This is a genomic window from uncultured Dietzia sp., from assembly GCF_937873725.1.
GTDB lineage: Bacteria > Actinomycetota > Actinomycetes > Mycobacteriales > Mycobacteriaceae > Dietzia.
The window spans coordinates 1-15,949 of the sequence record NZ_CALMYY010000008.1; the positions used below are offsets into that span (position 1 = coordinate 1).

The 15,949-nt window shown below is 73.3% G+C and carries 13 protein-coding genes and 1 tRNA gene; 2 read left to right on the forward strand and 12 right to left on the reverse strand.

The features are described 5' to 3' along the window. Positions 1–59: 59 nt before the first annotated feature. Genes mgtE through Q0444_RS00445 form a run of 7 tightly spaced genes read right to left on the reverse strand, consistent with a single transcriptional unit; the run spans position 60 to position 7,237 of the window. The gene (mgtE, locus tag Q0444_RS00415) at positions 60–1,361 is read right to left on the reverse strand and encodes a magnesium transporter (RefSeq protein WP_291079402.1); all 1,302 of its coding nucleotides are present in this window, start codon (positions 1,359–1,361) and stop codon (positions 60–62) included. A gap of 52 nt (positions 1,362–1,413) precedes the next feature. Beyond that, positions 1,414–1,764 carry a monovalent cation/H(+) antiporter subunit G gene (locus Q0444_RS00420; RefSeq protein WP_291079381.1) on the reverse strand — a complete coding sequence of 117 codons (351 nt, stop codon included), beginning with the start codon at positions 1,762–1,764 and terminating at the stop codon, positions 1,414–1,416. Positions 1,765–1,769: 5 nt separating this feature from the next. After that, positions 1,770–2,042, reverse strand: a complete 273-nt coding sequence (locus Q0444_RS00425) for a monovalent cation/H+ antiporter complex subunit F (RefSeq protein WP_291079380.1) — start codon at positions 2,040–2,042, stop codon at positions 1,770–1,772. Then, the gene (locus Q0444_RS00430; protein WP_291079379.1) at positions 2,042–2,371 is read right to left on the reverse strand and encodes a Na+/H+ antiporter subunit E; all 330 of its coding nucleotides are present in this window, start codon (positions 2,369–2,371) and stop codon (positions 2,042–2,044) included. The genes Q0444_RS00425 and Q0444_RS00430 overlap by 1 nt, the downstream gene beginning before the upstream one ends. Next, positions 2,368–3,957 carry a proton-conducting transporter membrane subunit gene (locus Q0444_RS00435; protein WP_299020465.1) on the reverse strand — a complete coding sequence of 530 codons (1,590 nt, stop codon included), beginning with the start codon at positions 3,955–3,957 and terminating at the stop codon, positions 2,368–2,370. The genes Q0444_RS00430 and Q0444_RS00435 overlap by 4 nt, the downstream gene beginning before the upstream one ends. Beyond that, positions 3,954–4,286 carry a sodium:proton antiporter gene (locus Q0444_RS00440; protein ID WP_291079377.1) on the reverse strand — a complete coding sequence of 111 codons (333 nt, stop codon included), beginning with the start codon at positions 4,284–4,286 and terminating at the stop codon, positions 3,954–3,956. The genes Q0444_RS00435 and Q0444_RS00440 overlap by 4 nt, the downstream gene beginning before the upstream one ends. Further along, positions 4,283–7,237: a DUF4040 family protein gene (locus tag Q0444_RS00445; protein ID WP_299020469.1), complete on the reverse strand. Its 2,955-nt coding sequence runs from the start codon at positions 7,235–7,237 to the stop codon at positions 4,283–4,285. Before Q0444_RS00445 ends, Q0444_RS00440 begins: the two co-directional genes overlap by 4 nt. Before the next feature lie 139 nt (positions 7,238–7,376). On the opposite strand from Q0444_RS00445, the gene Q0444_RS00450 reads away from it, so the two are divergent. Next, entirely contained in the window at positions 7,377–8,813 is a 1,437-nt protein-coding gene (locus Q0444_RS00450; protein ID WP_299020472.1) for a hypothetical protein, read from the forward strand. 41 nt (positions 8,814–8,854) lie between these two features. On the opposite strand, the gene Q0444_RS00455 is transcribed toward Q0444_RS00450, so the two are convergent. The 4 genes from Q0444_RS00455 to Q0444_RS00470 form a co-directional block, all read right to left on the reverse strand. Beyond that, complete coding sequence (locus Q0444_RS00455) at positions 8,855–10,948, reverse strand: acyl-CoA dehydrogenase (protein WP_299020475.1); 2,094 nt, start codon at positions 10,946–10,948, stop codon at positions 8,855–8,857. Positions 10,949–11,087: 139 nt separating this feature from the next. Then, positions 11,088–11,161, reverse strand: a tRNA-Pro gene (locus tag Q0444_RS00460). A gap of 51 nt (positions 11,162–11,212) precedes the next feature. Next, a complete protein-coding gene (locus tag Q0444_RS00465) occupies positions 11,213–12,199 on the reverse strand; it encodes a metallophosphoesterase (protein WP_291079372.1) in 987 nt (328 codons plus the stop codon). Positions 12,200–12,227: 28 nt separating this feature from the next. After that, positions 12,228–14,606, reverse strand: coding sequence for a transglycosylase domain-containing protein (locus tag Q0444_RS00470; protein ID WP_299020483.1), 2,379 nt, complete (start codon positions 14,604–14,606; stop codon positions 12,228–12,230). A 271-nt stretch (positions 14,607–14,877) separates the two neighbouring features. Here Q0444_RS00470 and Q0444_RS00475 point away from each other — a divergent pair, with 271 nt between their 5' ends. Next, on the forward strand, positions 14,878–15,255 hold the full coding sequence (locus Q0444_RS00475) for a WhiB family transcriptional regulator (RefSeq protein WP_291079371.1): 378 nt from the start codon (positions 14,878–14,880) through the stop codon (positions 15,253–15,255). Between the two features lie 94 nt (positions 15,256–15,349). Here the strand turns inward: Q0444_RS00475 and Q0444_RS00480 are convergent. Beyond that, on the reverse strand, positions 15,350–15,949 hold a 600-nt coding region (locus Q0444_RS00480; RefSeq protein WP_367179734.1), incomplete at its 5' end, for an ArsA family ATPase.

Genomic DNA, 15,949 nt, shown 5'->3' on the forward strand with positions numbered 1-15,949 from the left:
GGTCGGCGGGGGCGGGGCAGGTCGGCGGGGGCGGCGCAGGTCGGCGGGGGCGGGGCCGGTCAGAGGCCGAGGACGGCCTTGGCGATGAGGAAGTAGACGACCAGGCCGGTGGCGTCGACGAAGGTCGTGATGAAGGGGTTGGAGAACACCGCCGGATCCGCGCGCACCGCCTGCGCGAGCAGCGGCATGACCCCGCCGACCGTCGCGGCGATGGTGCACAGGGCCAACAGTGTCAGCCCGATGACCATCCCCAGGTCGACCCCGTAGACCAGCCCGGCCACCGCCCAGCCGACCCCGCCCAGGACCAACCCCAGCGTGAGGCCCGTCCGGATCTCCAGCAGCGTCACCCGCAGCACGTCGCGGGGTCGGACGTCGCCGAGGGCCAGCGCCCGGGTCACCGTGGTGGCGGCCTGGTTGCCGGTGTTGCCGCCGGTGCCGATGATCAACGGCACGAACAGCGAGAGCGCCACCACCTGCTCGATCGTCCCCTCGAACACCTCCAGCACCTGCACGGTCAGCGCGGCGCCGAGGGCCAGGACCAACAGCCACACCACGCGCGAGCGGACCAGCGACCGCACGGGGGTCGACAGGTACGGGCGGCGCAGCGGCTCGGCGCCACCCTGGCGGGCCGCGTCCTCGGAGTCGGCGACCTCGAGGACCCGCAGGGCGTCGTCAAAGGTGAGGATGCCCACCAGGCGGTGCTCGTCGTCGACCACAGGCAGGACGATCAGCCGCTCCTCTGCGGACCGGCGGGCCGCGGCCTCCGCCGACTCGCGGGCCCGGGCGGTCACGGCCTCGTTCATCAGGGTGCGGATCGGGGTATCGGGGTCGGCGCGCATCACCGCGCGCAGGCCCACGATCCCCACGAGGCGGCGCTCGTCGTCGGTCACCGGCAGGCCGTAGATGGTCTCCACCTGGTCTATCCGGCGGCGCACCCGCTCCAGCGTCTCGCCGGCGGTGGTGTCGGGGTGGGTGCTGATGAACTCCGGGGTCATCCGGCGACCGACCGAGCCCGCCGGGTAGTCCAGGACGGTGTCGGTCAGGGCCTTCTCGTCCGCGGAGAGCCCGCGCAGGAGCCGGGTGGCGAGGTTGGCCGGCAGCTCGTCGACCAGGCCGGCACGGTCGTCCGGGTCGAGGTCGGCGAAGATCTGGCTGACCCGGTCGGCTTGGAGCCCGCGGATCAGCTCGGACTGCACCGGCGGGTCGAGCGCCTCGAACACCACGTGCGCCGTGCCCTTGGACAGCAGCCGGAAGAGCACCGCGCGGTCCTTGGCGCCGCTGCGCTCGAGGACGTCCACCACCAGCCACGGCGGCATGCCCTCGACGAGGTCGGCCGCCCCGTGGAGGTCGCCGGCGTCCAGCAGCGCGTCGATCTGCCTGGCGGCCACGGCCGGGTCGCCGATCGAGACCACGTCAGCCCTCCCCTGCGATGTCGTCGTACGCGGTCCGTGGGTCCAGCCGGCCGTCGGAGCGGTAGGCGGCGCGGGCGAGGGTGATGGAGGCGACCGTCGTCACGACCACCGTCGCGCCCAGCGCCACCAGGGCCGTGAGCAGGGCCATCCACCGGAAGCCCGCGGTGAGGTCGTCGACGTAGGCCGCCGCGATGAACAGCATCATCCCGAGCCCGGTGGCCACGGAGAGGATGTTGATCCGCGTCAACGCGTCGCCGGCCCTGGCCATGGTCACGGCCGCCACGAGGAAGCAGAGCGACCCGAGCAGCGCGGGGACGCCGATCAGCAGGTCGGAGATCACCGGGTGGCCCATCGCCGTCACCGCCGTCCCCGCGACAGCAGCCGCGCCAGGGCGACCGTGGACAGGACGCCGACGAGCGAACCGAGCATCACCACGTCCAGCGCGACCGCGGAGCCCTCGCGGATCACGAACATGACGAACAGCGCCAGCGCGCAGAAGTAGCTGAGGTCGGCCATCACGGCGCGGCTGGCGTCGCCCGGCCCCCGCACCGCGCGGTACGCCGCGACCAGCATGCTCGCGGCCACGATCACGGTGGACACCCCCAGCAGCGCGGTGAGCAGTGGACTCATCAGCCATCACCTCTCAGGACGGACAGGACCCGGTCCTCGGTCCGGGCGAGCAGGTCGATCATCTCCCCGCGCGGCCCGCCGAGCACGATGTGGACCCACATCTCCTCGCGGCCGATCACGGTCACCAGGGTCCCGGGCGTCACCGTGATGGCCCAGGCCAGCGCCGTGACCTCGAGGTCGGTGCGGCTGCGCATGGGGTAGCGGACCAGGACGGGCGAGCCGATCGGGCCCGGGGTGACCGCCGTCCGGGCCAGCGCCCACGACGACACCACCACGTTCCACAGCAGCCAGCCCAGCACGAGGGGGGCCCGGAGCGCGCGGCGGATCACGAGGCGCCGCCGATCGTGGTGGCGGTCATCGCGTCGGGCCCGCCGAGGACGGCCTGCACGTACCCGGCGGTGTCGACCAGCCCGGCCACGGCGCGGTCGACCTCAGGGGCCACCGCCCCGTAGCCCAGGAACAGCGCCACCGAGACCGCGACCAGCGCGCCGCCGGGCACGAGCAACCGCGCGGGCACGGTGGCGGGGCTGCGCCTGTCGTCGTCGTCCCCCAGCCCGCCGTCGCGCTGGTCGTCGATCGGTGTCGCGCCCGGGGACCCGCCGTCGACCGGGCCGCCGGCCCACATCGTGCCGCGCCACAGCCGGAGCATGGCCACCAGACCGATGAGCGACCCGACCAGGACGACGACGAGGGTGGCCACCCCCCACGCGGTGCCCGCCCCGAGGGCGGCGGAGAGGACCTCGAGCTTGCCGATCAGTCCCGACGTGGGGGGCAGTCCGATCAGGGCGGAGATCGCCAGCGCCAGGAGGACGCCCAGCGGCCGCTCGCGGTGCCACAGTCCGGACAACCCGCCCGGTACGGAGCCGCCCAGCCGGCCGCTGCGGTAGACGTGCTCGGCGGCGCCCAGCAGCATGACCAGGGCGCCGATGGTGACCATGTGGTGGATCATGTAGACGATCGCCCCGCCCGGTGCCCGGGACACGGCGAGCGCGGCGAGGATCACGCCGACGCCGGAGACCATCTGCCACGCCAGGATCTCGCGGGCGCCGACGGGGGCGGCCGAGGCGACGGCGCCCCAGAGGATGGTCACCAACGCCACCACCAGGAGGACGCGGCCCCACGCGGGGTCGAGGTCGAAGGCGGTGGCCCAGATCCGGATGACCGCGTACAGCGCGATCTTGGTGTGCAGCGCGGAGAACAGCGCCATGACCCCCGCGGAGGTCCCGGGGTAGGTCCGGGGCAGCCAGCCGTGGACGGGCACCGCGCCGGCCTTGATGCACAGGGCCATCACCACCACGCCCAGGGCGGCGGCCACCCGGCCGTCCTCCTGCGCGGCGCCGGCCAGGACGGCGAGGTTGACCGTCCCGGCGGTGGCGTAGACGAAGCCCACGCCCGCGAGCAGGAGCGTGGAGGTGAGCAGGTTGATCACCACGAACAGCCGGCCCACGCCGAGGCGTCGCCACGTGCCTGTCATGGCGATGAGCGCGTACGAGGGCAGCAGCATCACCTCGACAAAGACGAACAGGTTGAACAGGTCGCCGGTGAGCAGCGCGCCGTTCGCGCCGGCGAGCAGGAGCAGCGCAAGCGGGGCGAAGTAGCGGCTGCGGTCGAACTCGCCGGTCTGCGCGCAGAACACCAGGGCCGTCAGGGCCACTACCCCCGTGGCGATGAGCATGAGGGCGGTGAAGGGGTCCGACACGAACGGGATGGACACGCCGGGGACGAACCCGCCGACCTGGGTCGCGACGACGGGATCGGACCGGTGGTGCAGGAGGAGTCCGAACCCGGCGACCGCCGTCGCGGCGGGGACCGCCAGGGCCATCGCCCGCCCGACCGCGCGCCACGGCAGCATGGCGGTGAGGGCGGCGGCCATCACGGGGACGGCGGCCAGCAGCGGCAGGAGCAGGGCGGTCACGTCTCGTGCTCCTCACCGGTCGCGGGGATGTCGTGGGTGTCGTCGTCCAGGCTCACCACGGCCAGCGAGAGCATGAACACGGTCACGGCGAACGCGATGACGATGGCCGTGAGCACGAACGCCTGCGGGAGCGGGTCCGCGGACACCTCCGCACTGTTGGTGCCGGCCAGCGGTTCCGTCCGCCACGCCGAGACCCCCGCGGTGAGCAGGAGGAGGTTGACGGCGTGGCTGACCAGAGCCAGCCCGAACACCACCCGGACCATGCCGCGCTGCATCATCAGGTAGACGCCGCCGGCGGTGAGGACGCCGATCATGATCGCGAGGGTCACGTCGCGGCCTCCTCGGACCGGGTCCGGGTGCCGCGGCGCGGGACCGCCGGGGCGTCCGGGCCGGGCACGACCTCGGCGGGGGAGCGACCCGCGCCGAGGGTGTTGAACGCCGTCATGACCAGCCCCAGCACGCCGGCGAACACCCCGAGGTCGAAGATCAGGGCGCTGGTGACGTGCTGCCCGGCGAGGTACCAGTGGGCGGGCTCGAGGAACTGGCCGAGCGCGTAGCCGCCGACCCCGGTGAGCCCCGCCACCAGGAGCCCGCCCCCGATGAGCGCGACCGGCGTGGAGGGCCTGCTCACCGGCGAGTCCGACTCCCGGGCCAGGTAGATGAGCGCGAACGCGCACGAGGCGACGAGCGCGGCGATGAATCCGCCGCCGGGGTCGTTGTGGCCCCGCCACAGCAGCAGGACCGAGACCACGGCCAGGACCGGGGCCACCCCGCGGGCGAGCAGGCGCAGCGGTGCGGTGTTGCGGGCCGCGTCCTCGATGGCCTCGGCTGCCGAGCCGGTGCTCTGCTCGGAGCCGGGGAGTGAGTCCCTGTCCGGCGGGGGCTGGATCGCGCCCGCCGTCGCGCGGACCGATCCGAGGACCCCGAGGATCGCGATCCCGGCCACGCCCAGCACCGCGACCTCGCCGAAGGTGTCCAGGGCGCGGAACTCCACGAGGATCGTGTTGACCACGTTCCCGCCGCCGGTGATCTCGGGACCGTTCTCGAGCAGGTACATGCCGATCGGGGAGCGCTCCCGGCGGCCGGTGAAGACCAGCGCGGCGACCGTGGCCACGACCCCCGAGAGCACCGCCAACACCATGGCGGCGGTGCGGCGGCCGCGCGAGGGGGCGATGAAGTCCCGGGGCAGTCGCCGCAGGACCAGCATCAACACGATGATCGTGAGCGCCTCGACCAGCAGCTGCGTGAGCCCCACGTCCGGGGCGCCGAGCCCGAAGATCTGAATGGTCACCGCGATGCCGACGGCGGAGAGGAGCACCACGGCGGCCAGTCGGGAGCGCGCGGCGCACAACCCGCCCACGGCCACCACCACCACCGCCAGCACGAGGAGGTCGATCGTCCGGTCGAGGCTGCCGACGCGCGGCGGGATCGTGGCGCCGGTCGCCAGCGCCCAGCCGCCGACCCCGAGCGCGTACACACTCACGGTGGCGATCAGGGCGCCGGCGTGTCGGGCCGGAGAGTCCGAGGCGGTGGGGCGGACCAGGGCCCGGCCCGCGCTGGTGACGGCCGACGTCAGGGACTCCAGGACCGAGGCGCCGGTGAACGGCAGCAGCTCGCGGTCCAGGGCCCGGTCGATCGCGCCGCGGCGCCACACCAGGAGGCAGCCGAGCGCCAGGATGAGCGCAGTGAGCCCCAGCTCGAGCGTGAACCCGTGCCACAGGACGAAGTGGGCCTCGTAGGGCGGGTCGTCGGTCCCCCCGGCCGCGGCCCCGGCGACCGCCGACATGGGGACGTCGAACACCCACACCGCCAACGCCAGCGGCAGGCCGATCACCGCGGGCAGGGCGGCGGGCAGCCAGAGGCGCACCGGGGCCTCGTGGACGTTCGAGGCATCGACCCGGTCGGGGTCGGCCGCCGGGCGGGCGGGGTCGCGGTAGGCGCCGAGGAAGCCGCCCAGCACGATCCGCGCGCTGTAGAGGAACGTCAGCACGGCGCCGACCACCGCCGCGGTGAGCAGGGCGGTGACCGCCACCGTGTTCCCGCCGGCCACGCCGCCGAACGCGATGAGCATCGACTCCTTGGACACGAAGCCCAGGGTGGGCGGGACGGCGGCCATGGCCGCCGCGCCCAGGACCGTCGCGCCGAACGCCCACGGCATCCGTCGCCACAGCGGGCCCAGGTCGCGGATGTCCCGCGATCCGGCCTCGTGGTCCACCACACCGACCAGCATGAACAGCCCCGACTTGAACAGGGCGTGCGCGACGGTGTGCAGGGCGGCGGCGGCGAGCGCCTCCCGGGTGCCCACCCCGATGGCCGCGATGATCCACCCCAGCTGGCTGACGGTGGAGTACGCCATGAGCTGCTTGAGATCGGTCTTCTGCAGCGCGAACAGCGCGGCCATGACCGCCGTGCCCATGCCCACCGAGACCAGCAGCGCGTTCCACACCGGCACGTCGTGGAACGCCGGCGAGAACCGCATGAGCAGGAAGATGCCGGCCTTGACCACCGCGGCGGCGTGGAGATACGCGCTCACCGGGGTGGTGGCGGCCATGGCGTCGGGCAGCCAGAAGTGGAACGGGAACTGGGCGGACTTGGTGAACGCGGCCACGGCCACCGCCACCGCCACCGCGACGGTGAAGCCCGGGTCCGTGGCCCATACCTCGTGGGCCAGCGCCTGGGAGATCGACGTCGTCCCGGTCCGCAGCCAGATCGCCACCACCGCGGCCAGGAGCACGAGCCCGCCGACGAACGTCACGGTGAGCGTGCGCAGCGCGGCGGGGAACGCGGTCCGGCCGGAGTTGGCGATGAGCGCGAACGACGCCAGCGACGTCAGCTCCCAACATATGAAGAGCAGGACCAGCGAGTCGGTGAGCACCAGCCCCAGCATCGAGACGGTGAACAGGGTCATGAGCTGGAAGAAGCCGTAGTGCTGGATCCGGCGGCCGACGCCGGTGGCGGCGTCCGGGATGGTCCGGTCGAGGTACGACGACGAGTAGATCAACACGATCGCGCCGATCACCAGCGCGAGCATCGCGAAGAGCAGCCCCGTGGGATCCGCGACCAGGTCCAGGGTCCAGCCGCGGGCGGGGACCCAGGGCAGATGCAGGACCCGGGCGGGCGATCCCGAGCCGAGGAGCGAGATCTGCGGCAGGAGGGCGACCGCCCCGAGGAGGTAGAGCGCCGCGAGCGGCCACCCCGCACCCCGGCCGAGCCACCGCGTGAGCGGCCACGCCAGCGCCGTCGCCAGACCAGCCGCGGCGATCGCGAGGAGGGGGCTCATGGCTCCTTCCTGCGGCAGGGTTGCTGGGGAGGGGTCTCGATCGAGTGTGGGGCGAGTCTAGCAATCGACTCCGACCGCGAAGTCGGGACGTGCCGGGTGACCTGCGGGAACCTCGCTGAACTGCGGCTACGATCCGCACATGACCCCCTCGGAATGGTCGGCGGACAGCGGCACCCCGGCAGGCGGCACCTCGCCGGACACCGACGTCCTGCCGGTGACCGCCCCGGTGACCGCCCCGGTCCGGTCGACCGGAGTCGGCCCCGCCCGCCGGGCCCTGGGCCTCGTCCTGGTGGTCCTGCCGTTCGTCCTGGCCGCGCTGTGGGCGGCGGTCGGCCCGACGCCTCCGCAGGAGGAGGCGACACCCGGGTCGGGCGGGCCCCTCCGCTCGGCGCTGTCGGACGCGGCGGCCAACTCGAGTTTCACCGTCGCCGGGGCCGAGCGGCTGCGGACCGGGACCTCCGAGCTCGCCGACGGCACCGGACGGCTGCGCGAGGGCAGCGCCGAGCTGGCCGCCGGGATGGAGCGGCTGCAGGCCGGGATGGGGCAGGCCGGGACGGGCGCCACCGAGCTCTCGGGAGGGGTCCGTCAGGTGGTAGGCGCGGTGCGCGGGGTGGCCGTGATCCAGGGCCAGGTGTCGACGGCCATCGACGACGCGCTGTCCAGGCTCCAGGGCGACGCCCCCGAGACGGTCCGCGCCCGCGAGGCGCTCGCCGGGCTCAAGCAGCAACTCGCCGTGCAGGGCATGGACCAGAACACCCTCAGCGGACTCGACCGGCTGGAGGGCGGCGCGGACGAGCTCGCCCGGCAGCTCTCCGCCCCCGGCGCCCCGCTGCGCGACGGGATCTACGAGGCCACCCGGGGATCCCGCGAGCTCGCCACCGGGGCGGCGGGGCTCGACGACGGCGCGGGGACCCTGCGCGACGGCGCCGCGAGCGTCGCCGACTCGGCGGGCCGCACCCAGGAGTCGATCGGCAGGACCGGGCGGGCCCTGGCCGCCGAGCAGGGCGATGTGGGGGCGGCCGCCGCGGTGGCCGCCGACGACTCGCACCGCCGCACCTCGGCCGGGATCCTCGCCGTGGCGGCCGCGGCGGTCCTCGGGACGCTGCTGGTCCAGCTGGTCCGCCGGCCCGACACGACGATCGCCCAGTCGGCCCTCGCGCTGGGCGTGCTCACCGCGGGCCTGTCCGCGTGGGCGCTGGCCACCGCCGACGCCCCGTCCGCGTCCGGCGCGGCCGCGGTCGTGGGGCTGGTGGCCCTCGTCGTCGTCGCCTCCGCGGCCCTGTGGCGCGCCCTCGTCGCGGTGGTCGGGGCGTGGCCCGGCCGCCTGGCGGCGGTGGTCCTGGCGGCCGCGTCGATCGGCGTGGCGTGGTGGGCGTGGGTGGCCGGCGGCGCCCCGTCCGCGGTCGTCACCGCCGCCTCCGCCACGACGACCGGGCAGGCCACCGCCGCCCTCGACGCCGTGCTGCTGGCCGGGCCCGCCGCCGTGGCGCGGACCGGCGCGGCGGTGCTGGCCGCGGTCCCCGCCTTCTCGCCCCTGGCGACGCGCGTCGCCGGACGGCCCCGGCCCCGCGCCTGAGGGGTGCGGGGCCGGATGGATCGGTCCTCGGTCCTCGGCGCTCAGTCGGCCAGGCCCACGACCTCGTGCTCCTCTGCCGTCTCGTCGGTGATGGTGTCCACGCCCCCGTCGGTGAGCATGGGGACGTCAAAGACGAACTCGGGGATCGCGAACGCGTCCACCAGGGTGCGGGCCCGGCCGGCGAGCTTGGTGCACAGCCGGTTGCGGGCCGCCGTCGCCGCCTTGGTCCGCTCCGTGGTCAGGCGGTTGTGCTCGAGGAACCACCCCTTGTCCCGGTCGACGATGTCCAGCACGTAGAGGTCGCACAGCATGCCCAGGACATCCGCGGCCTCCGGGTCCTCGCACGCGTCCACGGCCTCGGCGAAGCGGGCGAACACCCAGCTGTCCATGTGCGCGCGGCCGGCCTGCAGCAGGTGGTCCTGGGCCGAGTTGAAGACCTTGAACGCCGCGGAGCCGTCCTGCCCCTGGGCCTTGCGCAGCCGCCGCGCGACCGTCTCCAGCAGGTGCTCCTCGCGGTCGACCAGCAGCTGGAGCTGGTTGCCGCGGTCGAGCAGGTCGGTGTGCTCGCGGTCGGTCACCGCGTCGACGAGCTTCTGCCACAGGGTGGAGGCGCGGGCCTTCTCCTGCACCACGTCGACGGCGGCGCCGAGGGCGAACGCGACCGTCTCGCGCTGGTCCATGTCGCCGAACTCCGCGGCGTAGGAGGAGAGCAGCTCCTTGCCCACCAGCTGGGTGAGCACGATGTTGTCGCCCTCGAAGGTGGAGAAGACGTCGCAGTCCTTGCGCATCTCCGTGAGCAGGTTCTCGGCCATGTAGCCGGCGCCGCCGCAGGCCAGGCGGGCCTCGATGATCGTGTCGTTGGCGAACGCGGTGACGGTGGCCTTGATGCCCGCGGCGTGGGTCTCCATCTCGCGGCGGCGGACCTCGTCGAAGGCGTCCGGGTTCGTCTCGAACTCGTCCAGCTCGGCGATGATCGCGTTCTGCGCGCACGCGTAGGCGTAGGCGCGGGCGACCCGCGGCATCAGCCGGCGCTGGTGCTCCCGGTACTCGAGCAGCGGGATGCCCTTGCCCGTCTCCGGGTGGTCGAACTGCCGGCGGACCAGCGAGTACCGCACGGCCATCGCCAGCGCGGTGCGGGCGGACGCGCCGGCCGCCGCGCCCACCGACACCCGGCCGCGGATGAGGGTGCCGAGCATGGTGAAGAAGCGGGCCCCCACCGAGTCGATGGGGGAGGAGTAGACGCCGTCGGCGTCGACGGCGCCGAAGCGGTCGAGCAGCGCCTCCCGCGGGACGCGGACCTCGTCGAACCAGATGCGGCCGTTGTCCACGCCCGCCAGGCCGCCCTTGGGGCCGTGATCGGTGGTCCTCACGCCCGGCAGGTCGTTGCCGGCCTCGTCCCGGATCGGCACCAGCAGGCAGTGCACGCCGTGGCGGAGCTCCCCGCCGTCCTCGGCGGCGGTGATGAGCTGCGCGAACACGGCGGCCAGCCGGCCGTCGCGTGCGGCGTTGCCGATGTAGGCTTTCTCCGCGCTGGGCGTGGGGGTGGTGACGACGAACTCGCCGGTCTCGGGGTCGAACGTCGCCGTGGTCTCCAGGTTCTGCACGTCCGAGCCGCCGCCGACCTCGGTCATGGCGAAGCAGCCGAGCAGGTCCAGCGACATGACGCCGGGTAGGTACTTCGCGCGCGTCTCGGCGTTGCCGAGGTTGGCGATCGCGCCGCCGAACAGGCCCCACTGGACCCCGGCCTTGACCATGAGCGACAGGTCGAGGTGCCCGAGCATCTCGAAGGACGTCAGCGCCCCGCCGGTGTCGCCGGTGCCGCCGTCCTCGGCCGGGAAGCCCAGCCTGGGCATCCCCGAGTCGGCGAGCCGCCGGAGCTGCGCCAGGACATGGTCGCGGTGCTCGTCCATGGTCAGCCCGATGGGGTTGAGCATGTCCGGGGTCATGGACGCGCGCGTGGACTCGCGCGCGCCCGCCCACCTGCCGTCGAGGATCCTCTGCAGCTCCGCGGCCACGGCGGGGTCCCCCGCGCCGGTGGTGGTGATGCGGCCGAAGTTCGGGTGGACGCTTCCGGTGGTCTCGGGAGCGGTGGCCCCGGGCGCGGCGGCGTTCTTGACGTCGGTCTGGGAGGTCATGACACGACCTTACGGATGCTCGAGCGCGATGTGCACCGGAAATCCGCCGTGCGCGTACGGGTACGGGCCGGGGCCCCGCGTCCGGACCCGGCAAATGACCGAGGTCCCGGGCCACCAAGTGACCCGGGACCTCGCATTGTCGGGGTGGCGGGATTCGAACCCACGACCTCTTCGTCCCGAACGAAGCACGCTACCAAGCTGCGCCACACCCCGGTGACAACGAGGGATACTCTAGCGCCCCCCGCCGGGTTTCGCGAAACCGGGTCAGACGGTCTGCGGGACCCGCTCCCGGAACGGCGTCTCGGGAACCGGTGCCTCGTCTCCGCCGCCCCCGGGACCGGCGACCAGCTCGAGGAGGGTGGCCTCGGGTCGGCAGAACGTTCGCGCCGGCGCGTACGGGGAGGTGCCGAGCCCGGCGGACACGTGCAGGACGAGGTTACGGCCCCACGCGGACAGCCCCCGCGCCCGCGAGCGGTCGATCCCGCAGTTGGTGACGATCGCCCCGGTGGGCAGGCGGAGTTGGCCGCCGTGGGTGTGTCCGGCCACCACGAGGTCGTACCCGTCGGCGTCGAACCGGTCCAGCACCCGCGGCTCCGGCGCGTGCACGAGCCCGATCCGCAGGTCGAACGCCGGCCCGGCGGGCCCCTCGATCTCGGAGTACCGGTCCCGTCCGATGTGGGGGTCGTCGACGCCCGCGACCAGGACGCGGCGGCCGTCCACGGCGATCTCCGCGCGGCGGTGCGTGGCGTCCACCCAGCCCCGCTCGGAGAACGCGGCCTTGAGGTCGCGCCACGGCAGCGGGGTCGCCGAGTGCTTCTTCCGCCCGATCCCGAGGTAGGAGAAGGGGTTCTTGGGCACGGGCGCGTAGTAGTCGTTGGAGCCGAACACGAACGCGCCGGGCACCCCGAGGAGCGGGCCGAGGGCTTGGACCACCGAGGGCACCGCGCGGTCGCTGGACAGGTTGTCGCCGGTGTTGAGGACCAGGTCCGGCTCGAGCCCGGCCAGGGACGAGAGGAACTGCTGCTTGCGCTTCTGCCCGGGCAACATGTGCAGGTCGGACACGTGGAGGATCCGCAGCGGTGTGGACCCCGGGGCGAGCAGCGGCACGGTGTGACGGCGCACGGTGAACGCGTTGCGTTCCCAGCCGGAGGCGTAGGCCGTCCCCGCCACGGCCGCCCCGGCGAGAAGGGCTGCCGCGCGGGCGGGCGAGGTCGGCGGTGTGGTCCGGGGCCGGCGGGAGGGGCGCTGCATCAGGCCAGCCTACCGGCGGGTGGGGCCGCTATCGAGGCGGCGAGATGGTGATGGGCGCCAGACCGGGGACGTTGATCACGATGGGCTCGTCGCCGATGGTGGCCGCCGGCCCCGAGGGGCCCTGCCCGCCGGTCCCGCCGGTGCCGCTCCCGCCGCCCGACCCGTCGGACACGCGGAGGGTGACCTGCGACCCGGGGATGCCCGTCCCGCCGTCGAGCCCCACCACCGTCCCGTACGGTCGCCCGGTCCCGGAGACGAACTGGGTGTTGACAACGAACCCGGCGTTGGTCAGCAGGGAGGTGGCCGCGGACTGGCTCATGCCCTCGACCTCGGGCATGCCGGCCCCGCTCGTGCCCGCCTGGTAGGCGGGGTCCGCGGCGGGCAACCGGACCGGGCCGTAGAGGTCGGCGATCGGACTGAAGGCCGAGAACCAGGTCCTGGCGGGCTCGAGCCCGCCGAAGAGGTTGCCGTACGAGCACTGGCGCAGCGGGCTGGTGCACAGTTCGGTGGTGGTGGTGCCGTCGTTGAAGGCGTAGACGGCGGCGGAGTAGTTGTTGGTGAACCCGAGGAAGGCGGAGGAGCGGTTGGCCTCGGTGGTCCCCGTCTTGCCGGACACGGGCAGGCCCCACCCGACCGCACCGGCGGCGCCGGCGGCGGTGCCCGAGCCCACGGCGTCCTTGGACATGGCCACGGCGAGGGTGTTGGCCAGGCCGGGCTCCACCACCTGCTCGCATCCCGGCTCGTTGAGATCGACGGGCTTGCCCGTGCGGTCGGTGATCGATTCGATGGGGCTCGGCGGGCACCACACCCCGCCGGAGGCGAGGGTCGCGCCGACGTTGGACAACTCGAGCGCGTTGACCGCGGTGGGGCCGAGGGTGAACGACCCCAGGTTGTTCTTCTTGATGTACCCGGCGATCGAGTCGCCGTCCGCCGCGGTCCCCTTGCGGTCGTAGGACCGCATGCCCAGCCGGACGGCCATGTCCACGGTCGGGGACACCCCGACGTCCTTGATGAGGTTGACGAACGTGGTGTTGGGCGACTGCGCGAGCGCGTCGGTGACGGACAGGGACCCCGGGTAGGCGCCGGCGTTCTCCACGCAGTACTGGCCGGCCGGGCAGCCCGCGGCACCGCCGGCGCCCAGGCCGGAGACCTGCACGCGACGCGGCACGGACAGGCTCGTGTTGGTGCCCATGCCCCTCTCCATGGCCGCGGCCACCGTGAAGAGCTTGAACACCGAGCCGGCGCCGTCGCCGACCAGCGAGAACGGCTGCGGCTGGACGGTCTCGCTGTTGCCCAGGTCCAGTCCGTACCGGCGGCTGGAGGCGATCGCCACCACCTGGTGGGAGTCCTGCCCGGGGCGGATCACGCTCATGACCTCGGCCACGCCCTGGCCCGTCGGGTTGCCGAAGGTGTCGAGGGCGCGTTGCACGTTGGCCTGGACGGTCTGGTCGAGCGTGGTGCGGATGGTGTACCCGCCCTGCTCCACCATGTCGCGGGTCAGGCCGTTCTGGTCGAGGTAGGCCAGGACGTAGTCGCAGAAGAATCCGCGGTCGCCCGCGGTGATGCATCCCCGGGGGAGCGAGTTCGGCCGCTCCAGCACCCCGAGCGGTTCGGCGATGAGGTTCGCGCCCTCGTAGGGGGCCAGCGCCCCGGTCTGGACCATCGTGTCGATCACGGTGTCCCGCCGGTTCTTGGTGTCCTCCGGGTTGGTGTACGGGTCGAACCGGCTGGTGGACTGGACCATCCCGGCGAGCATCGCGGCCTGCGGGACGGTGAGGTCCTTGGCGTCGACCCCGAAGTAGGTCTGGGCGGCGGTCTGGACCCCGAAGGTCCCGTTGCCGAACGAGACCAGGTTGAGGTACTTGCTGAGGATCTCGTCCTTGCCCATCTCGGCGTCGAGGGTGAGCGCCATCCGGATCTCTTTGATCTTCCGCGCCGGGGTGGTCTCCACGGCGGCGCGGCGTTCCGCGTCGTTCTCCGCCGACACGAGGAACTGGTAGTTCTTGACCAGCTGCTGGTCGATTGTCGACGCGCCCTGCTGGACGTCCCCGGCCGTGGCGTTGGTGAGGGCCGCGCGGATCGTGCCGCGCCAGTCCACCCCGGCGTGATCGGCGAACCGGCGGTCCTCGATCGCGATGATCGCCAGCTTCATGTTCTGCGAGATCTGGTCGCCGGGGACGATCACCCGCTGCTGGTCGTACAGCCAGGCGATGGGTTGGCCGGCGGCGTCGGTCACCGTCGAGATGGACGGGAGATCGCCCTTGATGAGGTCCGCCGAGGTCCCGGCCAGCGAGTCCGCCATCTTGTTGGAGGCCAGGCCCGCGGCCCCGGCGATCGGGAACAGTGACCCGGCCGCCACCACTCCGGCGGCGACACAGGTCGCGACCAGCTTTCCCAGGGAGCTCATAGCCGACACGGGGCAAGAGTACGTGACCACCCCTGACGCGCCACCCCGCGCGGCCGGTTCCGCACGCGACTCTTTACTTCTGTTGTGTGACTGCGGTAACAATATTGGGGAACGCAGGACGTTGTGAACCGGAATGGGGTCGCGATCCGACCCCGCCCCCGGCGAGTGGCTCCCGCGCACATCGTGGGTCCACCGCGCCGGGTGGGCTCAGAAGGCCGGAGGCGCGACACGGCAGGACCGTGGGCGACTCCACTCAGACAGGGGTACTTCGATGACGGCCACCCTCCCGGGGACCTCCCGCACCGACGACGCCGGGGTCCGCCCCGGAACCAGCAATCCCCTCGGTTCCGAGGAGACGATCATCGGGGAGGGCCGCCAGGAATGGGTGGCCCAGGCCCGGTGCAAGGACATCGACCCCGACGAGCTCTTCGTCCGAGGGGCCGCCCAGCGCAAGGCCGCGTCCATCTGCCGCCACTGCCCGGTGCTCCTCCAGTGTCGCGCCGACGCGCTGGACAACCGGGTGGAGTTCGGGGTGTGGGGCGGGATGACCGAGCGTCAGCGCCGCGCCCTGCTCAAGCAGCACCCCGAGGTCCGGTCCTGGGCCGACTTCTTTGCCCAGCAGATCGAACGGCACACCGTCATCTACTGACGGCCCACACAGGAAGTGACCCGACGCGGTCCGCGGCGCCTGCCGCGGACCGCGTCCGGCGTCCACCCGCATGGGCGGTCACCCGCAGCGTCCGTCACCCGCAGAGCTGGTCGCCCACCGAGCGCAGCGCCTCGAGGTTCGAGATCTCGAACGGCAGCGAGGGCACGCCCACGATCCGCACGTCCGGGTGGGTGTCGGTGAACGACTCCAGCAGCCGGACCTCCTGCTTGGCGGTCCCCGCGCGGTCGGCGTGGATGCGGAGCACGGCCTCGGCCTCGGGGTTGGTCCCCGCCAGGCGATCGGCCGCGGCGCACGCCTGCTCGGCGGACAGGTCCGTCAGCCGCGGGTGGGTGCGGTTGATCACGACCCCCGCCAGCGGCATCTTCTCCTCCGAGAGCCGTTCGGCGAAGAACGCGGCCTCACGCAGCGCGGGCCGCTCGGCGGAGGAGACCACCAAAAACTCCGTCCCCTTGCGCCGCAGGACGGCCTGGGTGCGGGAGGCGCGGGTGGCGAATCCGCCGAACGTCGTGTCCAGCGCCACCACCACCTCCGAGGCGTCCTTGAGCATGGACGACCCGACGACCGCCGACACGCCGCGCATCGCCGTGCTCATGGCGCCGGTCATGAGGCGCCCGACCCCGCGGCCGGGCGCGGTGAACAGCCGCATGAGGCGGCTGTCCATGAAGGCGCCGAG

Excerpts from the sequence above, each read along its gene's own strand:
- Q0444_RS00420 (WP_291079381.1), bottom strand. The coding sequence starts at position 1,764 with ATGGGCCACCCGGTGATCTCCGACCTGCTGATCGGCGTCCCCGCGCTG.
- Q0444_RS00425 (WP_291079380.1), bottom strand. The coding sequence starts at position 2,042 with ATGAGTCCACTGCTCACCGCGCTGCTGGGGGTGTCCACCGTGATCGTG.
- Q0444_RS00445 (WP_299020469.1), bottom strand. The coding sequence starts at position 7,237 with ATGAGCCCCCTCCTCGCGATCGCCGCGGCTGGTCTGGCGACGGCGCTG.
- Q0444_RS00450 (WP_299020472.1), top strand. The coding sequence starts at position 7,377 with ATGACCCCCTCGGAATGGTCGGCGGACAGCGGCACCCCGGCAGGCGGC.
- Q0444_RS00455 (WP_299020475.1), bottom strand. The coding sequence starts at position 10,948 with ATGACCTCCCAGACCGACGTCAAGAACGCCGCCGCGCCCGGGGCCACC.
- Q0444_RS00465 (WP_291079372.1), bottom strand. The coding sequence starts at position 12,199 with ATGCAGCGCCCCTCCCGCCGGCCCCGGACCACACCGCCGACCTCGCCC.
- Q0444_RS00470 (WP_299020483.1), bottom strand. The coding sequence starts at position 14,606 with ATGAGCTCCCTGGGAAAGCTGGTCGCGACCTGTGTCGCCGCCGGAGTG.
- Q0444_RS00475 (WP_291079371.1), top strand. The coding sequence starts at position 14,878 with ATGACGGCCACCCTCCCGGGGACCTCCCGCACCGACGACGCCGGGGTC.